Origin of the sequence: uncultured Planktosalinus sp., assembly GCF_963973675.1 — a bacterium.
Taxonomy (GTDB): domain Bacteria; phylum Bacteroidota; class Bacteroidia; order Flavobacteriales; family Flavobacteriaceae; genus Planktosalinus.
In genome coordinates, this window is sequence record NZ_CAXBAN010000143.1 from 1 (window position 1) to 6258 (window position 6258).

The following is a 6258-nucleotide window of genomic DNA, read 5'->3' on the forward strand; positions in this document are numbered from 1 at the left end:
TATTTATTGATGACAGAAGCTTGGGTGTGCAGATTGTGAATGTGCATAATAAATGTATTTATTCAAAATAGTCAGCAAAGCGTTTTAGTTCGTGCAGCAGCCACTCCACAGAACCCCTGTTGTCACTAAGTGCTTCGATGCGGTTACGCAGGCCCAGTTGGTAATTGTGCAACTGAGCCCGGGCATCACCGGTTATTTGGGTGTTTCGGTTCAACAAATCAATTTCTTTTGAGAGGGCTTCATGAAGTGGAGCAACAGCATAGGTTCTTTGTGATAGTGCTTCTTCACACAAACCAATCATTGATTGAATATGGTTGGTAGTGGCTTCATCGGTAGGCCATTTTTCGCCGTCATTGAGTTTTAATTTAATCATGGTTGCAGAAGAATAGGCATCCGGAATCGCTACCGAAGGAGGTGGGGGCGTAAGAAGCAGGTAAAAACAGAACAAACTGAGCAGTATTTTCATAAAATGGAATTTTTATTGGCTTGAAATACAGTGTTTAGAAAGATCAAAATAATAGCAAGTGGGAACAGGCAGCTTGCAATGCTTAAAATTAAGTAATAATTTTCAAACAAGGGAAGGTCCAGCCACAAACTAAACCCTTTGTAAAAAATAATGAGCTCAGTAATCACAAAAACAGTGAGGTAGAGCAGCATCGCTTTTCGCGAAAGCAACAACAAACCGGTTTGTTTTAAAAAGGCAAAGAGGGCGATGCTCACCACGCCTAGAAAAACTAGGTGCAGATAGCCTATCACAAACTCGGGCGTGTAATAAGCCAGCATTGCAAAATAAGGGATGACTGACAGCAGCTGCATATCTGATTTGATGGCGAGCAGTACTCCGGCCCAAACCAGCAAAGCACCCACACCCGGGCGCAGATTTTTGGAAAAGGAATGCCAACGTGGGTATAGCCAGACAAACAAGCCAACCAGGACAATGGTTTGCAGTAAGGCTCCCACTGCACCCAACACATACAGGCTCCAGTGGGGTTCCGTAAAAAGGGTGGAGAGGAAAAAAGTGAGCACTACACTACTGTTCAATAGATACAACAAGGGACGTTGTACAGCAGGCTTTAAATGTATATCAGCCCGTTCCAAAAAGTATATCAGCACCGCCAGCAAAGCGACTACAAACCAGCCGTTGTACTGAAAATGCAGGTAGAAGTAGATAGCCAGTTTATACCAGACGGAAGTACTTCCCAGGGTGTTCATTATGGCACCCAGTGCCCAGGGACCAATGCTTGAAAATCCCATATAAAGTACTGACCACCTTGCCAGTTTGAAGGACAAACGGCTTCGCTCTGCGGCAGGTACTTTCTTTAAAAAAAGCCAGGCAAAAAGATAGGAAGCCACTAAAAAAAGTGTTGAAAACAGTATGGAAAACAAGGCATAGCCTTGAAAAGGAAAGCTCAGCAGCATTCCTGCCAGGGTACATTGCGTAAACCAAAAAATACGGCGATAGGCAACAGCGACCTCAGCTGATTCCAGAAACAGTTTGTACAGCAAGGTGGTTAAGGCGATGTAGACCCAGCCCAACAGGACAATGTGAGAGTGGGTGTGCACCAGAAAACGATAGGTGGCCGGAAGGTCAGTTACAGCAAACAAACGGAGTGTAGCGCCCAGCAAGGCAGCCAGTAAAAAGTAAAAAAGGGCTGTGCTTATATGTGATGTAAGCTTGAGTTTCATTTATTTCCAAAATTCGTCCTCCCAAAGTTCACATTCCTCATCGTTTGTGTGAACGGATTCCAGGAGTTTGATTTCCTCAGGGGTTGCCACTTCCTGAATGGCCAGAAACAAGACCCGTTCTTCAAAGCGAATATGATCATTGAGCAGGCTTTCAATTTTTGAAAGGGTTTCAGAAACGGCATTTTCTTTTTCAAACAAAGCCTTGAGTTGCCGGTGTTCGTCAAGGGCTTGTTGCACCATGTGGTTGTCATTTCCCAGTATGGGGAACAGAAAGCGTTCCTCGGTATCAAAGTGGGGAATCAGTTGGGTTTTCCAAAACCAGTCGGTATAGTGCTTGATACGTTCCGGGGCAATGCCCAGTGAAAACCCTTTTTTGATTTTCCAGCTTAACAGCAGTCCGTGATGGTGATCACGGCTCCAGGGTTGCAATGCGGGATGCCTTTTGATGGGTTGATGCATATGTAAAATATTTCACTTTAAAGATACAGTTTTTGTTAATAACCCTGTCAGTACTTTTACTCCAATTGCTAAAAATGAAAACATCATAGAAATTCCTGAAATTATAAAAACCAGAATCCATCCGACAGTGCGCTCCATCATTTCTGCAAAGGGTGCCTGAGGTTCTTCAAAAAACCAAAAACTTTTTATGATTCCCATGGTCATCAAGGCAATCAGAAAAATGAACAACGAAACTTGTATCCCCCAAAAACCAAATTTTAACCAAGGGGAGTGATGGTTTTCTTTTTCGGGCAACAAAAAGTAGAAAACAGCAGCCAGCAATATCATGGTATTGATTCCAATGGTTGTTCCCATAGCGTGGGCGGTAATAAAATGGGTGCCGTGCATATAGAGATTGATGACCGGAATGGACATAAAAAGTGCCAGTGTCAGATTGAAAAACAACCAAAAATTGGAGGCCAGTAAAAAACGGTAGGGAAAATAATGAACCCAGGCTTCAGCTTCTGTGACTTGTTTTTTCCAGTTGTAAATGATTTTGATGAAGAAAACCCACTCTGTCATACTCACGATATAGCCCACATAATGTATAGTGGGGTTCGTGGGTACCAAATACAAATGATGCCCCCAGTTGAAGAGCATATTGAAAAAGCTGAGAAAAAACAAAGCAAAGGCCCAGTTGTTAAATCCGGTGTTGGCCTGTTTGCTGATGCGTTCCATCACATAAAAAGCAGTACCATAGACCAGCATATTGTAAGCCCCGACTATGCTGCCCGCGGCTTTCCATTGGATGACCATATCCTTGACAAATGATTCCCTGAAATAGGGGAGCATCCACAGGTAGTTTTCAATAAAGATGTACAGGAAATAGAGGATGCCGGTTAACCACATCCACACATACACCGGCCATTTTTTCAGGGATTTTAACCGGAGGATAAAGAGGATTAAAAACAAGGTCCAGGCCAAACCGATCAGCAAAGCAAATACCGGCGGATACTCCCAGTATTCCCTGCCGCCAAAATTGCCGGTAAAATAGCTGTAATAAATCCCTGCAAGTGCAATCAGCCACAGCGCCCAATGCAGCAGTTGTAAAAAACGGTGGTTGTTTTGTTTGGTGATTGTTTCCAGCGACCGGTAGATGGCTCCCGTGGCAGCCAGTAAAATCCAGAAGATGGATGCTGTTACATGCATGGGCCGCAAACCCGACAAACCGATACTCTCTTTTAAAAATTCAGGATAGCGGTAAATCAACGAACTCAAAAAACCAAAAACAACGCTCGCCATGAATAAAACCAAGGCAGTGATTAAAAAAAGATTACCGATGTTTTTATTTTGACTTCCCATAAATGTTTTCAAAAATTGATAAGTTTTACTCACACACTCATTGCTCAATCATACCGTTCCACAACTTTTTATAATCCTTCGGGTTGGAGGAGCCACTGGCATTGGTGGCTTTTAAAAATTCAACCAGTTGCTTCGTTTCCACTGCTGTCAACTCAAAGGCGGGCATAGACGCGGCACCATTTTTAAGGAAGGCGTCTATATAGAAAAAGCCTTTTTCAGAAACATTGGTTAAATCGGGTCCCAGAAACCCACCCAGCCCGTAGAGTTGATGACATACATGACAGTTGTATTTTTGCCAGACCAAACGGCCTTGCTTTTGCATTTCCGGATCGTAGTCCGGCGGCTTTTTTTCATAGCTGTTTTCATCGCTGTAGAGGGTCCATGAAAACAACACAAATGCTGCACTCAGGCTAAGAAATGTTATGGGAATCCATTTATTCATACAAAGTGTCGTGGATAATCAATTTGGCCGTTTCTGCCATGTTTTGCAACTCAAACAGGGGTTTGGATGGTCTTTGGTATAGGCTGAGTTTTTTGATTTCTGCAAATAGCGTTTCAATTTCAGCCCCTATTGAAACCAGGGGCAATTCCAGGCTTTTATTCAGATAAAACCGGTACATCAAATGCCGGAGGCTTGTTTTTAAATGGTTGATTTTTAAAAGAGGTGTAGACGCATTTAGGTGGAAGTCCTTTTTTGATTCGGCGAAAACTGAAAATGGATTGGGTTGATTGAGCTCATCGGCGACGCTTAGTGCTGCTTCGTGTGCAAAAACTACGGCTTCCAGCAGCGAATTGGATGCCAGCCGGTTGGCTCCATGCAATCCGGTAGAAGCGCATTCGCCATTGGCGTAAAGCCCCTCAAGGCTTGTTTTTCCTTCCAGGTTGACTTTGATGCCGCCGCACTGATAGTGTGCTGCAGGAGTTACAGGTATGGGTTCGGTAAACACATCGATGCCCTGGTTTTTACACTGCGCTATGATGTTTGGAAAATGAGTTTGAAGTTTTTGCTTGTTGAGGTGCCGGCAATCCAGCCAGACGTTTTCCTGAGCGTTTTCTTCTAATTCTTTAAAAATAGCCTCACTGATGACATCGCGTGTGGCCAGTTCCCCTTTGGGGTGTTGTTTCATTACAAAGCGTGCTCCTTTATGATTGATGAGGTGTGCCCCAAACCCGCGTAAGGCTTCAGTGATTAAAAACACGGGGTTGTTTTCTGTAAGCAATGCGGTAGGGTGGAACTGGTAAAACCCCATATGTTCAATTTTTGCACCGGCTCGTGAAGCCATGGCGAGGCCGTCGCCGGTCGCAATCAGGGGATTGGTTGTTTTGGAAAAAACTTGTCCGCTACCACCGGTAGCCAGATAGGTAATGGTTGCCCTGATCGAAATTGCCTGATCCTGTTTGTCTAAAAAACGGGCTCCGTGGCAGCGTTTGTTGTGCATGAGCAGCTCGGTGGCAAAGATTTCTGTTTCAAACTGAATGTTGTCAAAGCGTTTGAGTTGTTGTAAGAGGGCTTTTTCAAGCGCCAGTCCGGTTTGGTCTTTGTGGTGCAGGATGCGGGCTACACTGTGACCACCTTCCAGGCCAAAATCCCAGTTTCCATCAGCTGTTCTATCAAAGGGGGTTCCCCAGGCAATCAATTCTTGCAAACGTTCGGGTGCTTTTTCTACAACCATCCGTACGGTTTGAACGTTTGAAAAGCCTTTACCGGCTTTGAGTGTATCGGTGATATGTGATTCGAAGCTGCTGTATACATTGTCCATTACGGCAGCGATTCCACCCTGAGCGTATTTGGTATTGCTTTCAAATTGGTCGGCTTTGGTAACCAGGGTAATGGATGCTTCCGGTTTGTGTGTCGCCAGTTTAATAGCAAAAGCCAAACCTGCAATGCCGGATCCTATGATTAAAACATCGGTTTGCATAGTCAGGAAAGTTGGAGCATTTTTTCTATGGGTTTGAGGGCTTCGACTGCCAATGTGCTATCCACTTTTATTTCCGGGTGTTCATCCCGCAGGCAACGATAGACTTTTTCAAGGGTGTTCATTTTCATAAAGGCACATTCACTGCAGGCACAGCTGTTGTCTTCGCGTGAGGGTGCCGGAATTAGTATTTTATCGGGCACCTCTTTACTGAGTTGATGCAGGATGCCTGCTTCGGTAGCTACAATAAAGGTATCTGCTGTACTGTTTTTGATGTAATTGCGCATTTGTGAAGTCGAACCAATGGCATGAGCAATGCGCAACACAGCCTCTTCAGACTCGGGGTGTGCAACAATTTTGGCACCGGGATGTGCAACCACCAGGTCAATGAGTTTTTCAAGGGAGAAGGCTTCGTGCACGATGCAGCTGCCATCCCATAGCACCATATTCCTGCCGGTGGCTTTATTTAAGTAGGCTCCCAGATTTTTATCAGGGGCAAAAATCAAGGCTTGGTCTTCGGGGATGGAACGAATGATTTTCTCAGCATTGGATGAAGTGCACACATAATCACTCATTGCTTTGATTTCGGCAGAAGTGTTGATATAGGTCACTACTTGATGGTTTGGGTGCCCGGCTTTGAAGGCTGCAAAATCATCGGGCAGGCAATTATCGGCCAGCGAGCAACCCGCAAGGAGGTCGGGTAGAAGTACTTTTTTATTTGGATTCAATATTTTGGCCGTTTCAGCCATAAAATAAACCCCAGCAAAGACAATGATTTCTGCGCTGGTTTCTGCTGCTTTTCGAGCCAACTCCAGACTGTCGCCTACAAAATCGGCAACGTCCTGAATGGCGTCAT

Annotated in this window: 7 protein-coding genes; all 7 read right to left on the reverse strand. The window is 44.6% G+C overall.

Features of this window, described 5'->3' with window-relative positions:
* Positions 1–58 precede the first annotated feature (58 nt).
* Positions 59–466 (reverse strand): hypothetical protein, encoded by a 408-nt coding sequence (locus tag AACY61_RS07090; protein ID WP_339610875.1) that lies wholly within the window; start codon positions 464–466, stop codon positions 59–61.
* Positions 463–1686 (reverse strand): hypothetical protein, encoded by a 1224-nt coding sequence (locus tag AACY61_RS07095; protein WP_339610876.1) that lies wholly within the window; start codon positions 1684–1686, stop codon positions 463–465. Before AACY61_RS07095 ends, AACY61_RS07090 begins: the two co-directional genes overlap by 4 nt.
* Positions 1687–2145, reverse strand: coding sequence for a hemerythrin domain-containing protein (locus AACY61_RS07100; RefSeq protein WP_339610877.1), 459 nt, complete (start codon positions 2143–2145; stop codon positions 1687–1689).
* A gap of 12 nt (positions 2146–2157) precedes the next feature.
* Positions 2158–3498, reverse strand: a complete 1341-nt coding sequence (locus AACY61_RS07105; RefSeq protein WP_339610878.1) for a cbb3-type cytochrome c oxidase subunit I — start codon at positions 3496–3498, stop codon at positions 2158–2160.
* A gap of 25 nt (positions 3499–3523) precedes the next feature.
* Positions 3524–3928 carry a cytochrome c gene (locus tag AACY61_RS07110; protein WP_339610879.1) on the reverse strand — a complete coding sequence of 135 codons (405 nt, stop codon included), beginning with the start codon at positions 3926–3928 and terminating at the stop codon, positions 3524–3526.
* A complete protein-coding gene (gene nadB / locus AACY61_RS07115) occupies positions 3921–5405 on the reverse strand; it encodes an L-aspartate oxidase (RefSeq protein ID WP_339610880.1) in 1485 nt (494 codons plus the stop codon). Before nadB ends, AACY61_RS07110 begins: the two co-directional genes overlap by 8 nt.
* A gap of 2 nt (positions 5406–5407) precedes the next feature.
* Positions 5408–6258, reverse strand: an 851-nt coding sequence (gene nadA / locus AACY61_RS07120; RefSeq protein ID WP_339610881.1) for a quinolinate synthase NadA, incomplete at its 5' end; no start/stop codon positions are given.

What these genes read in the sequence shown, in the direction of transcription:
- AACY61_RS07090 (WP_339610875.1), bottom strand. Translation starts at nt 466, where the DNA reads ATGAAAATACTGCTCAGTTTGTTCTGTTTTTACCTGCTTCTTACGCCC.
- AACY61_RS07095 (WP_339610876.1), bottom strand. Translation starts at nt 1,686, where the DNA reads ATGAAACTCAAGCTTACATCACATATAAGCACAGCCCTTTTTTACTTT.
- AACY61_RS07100 (WP_339610877.1), bottom strand. Translation starts at nt 2,145, where the DNA reads ATGCATCAACCCATCAAAAGGCATCCCGCATTGCAACCCTGGAGCCGT.
- AACY61_RS07110 (WP_339610879.1), bottom strand. Translation starts at nt 3,928, where the DNA reads ATGAATAAATGGATTCCCATAACATTTCTTAGCCTGAGTGCAGCATTT.
- nadB (WP_339610880.1), bottom strand. Translation starts at nt 5,405, where the DNA reads ATGCAAACCGATGTTTTAATCATAGGATCCGGCATTGCAGGTTTGGCT.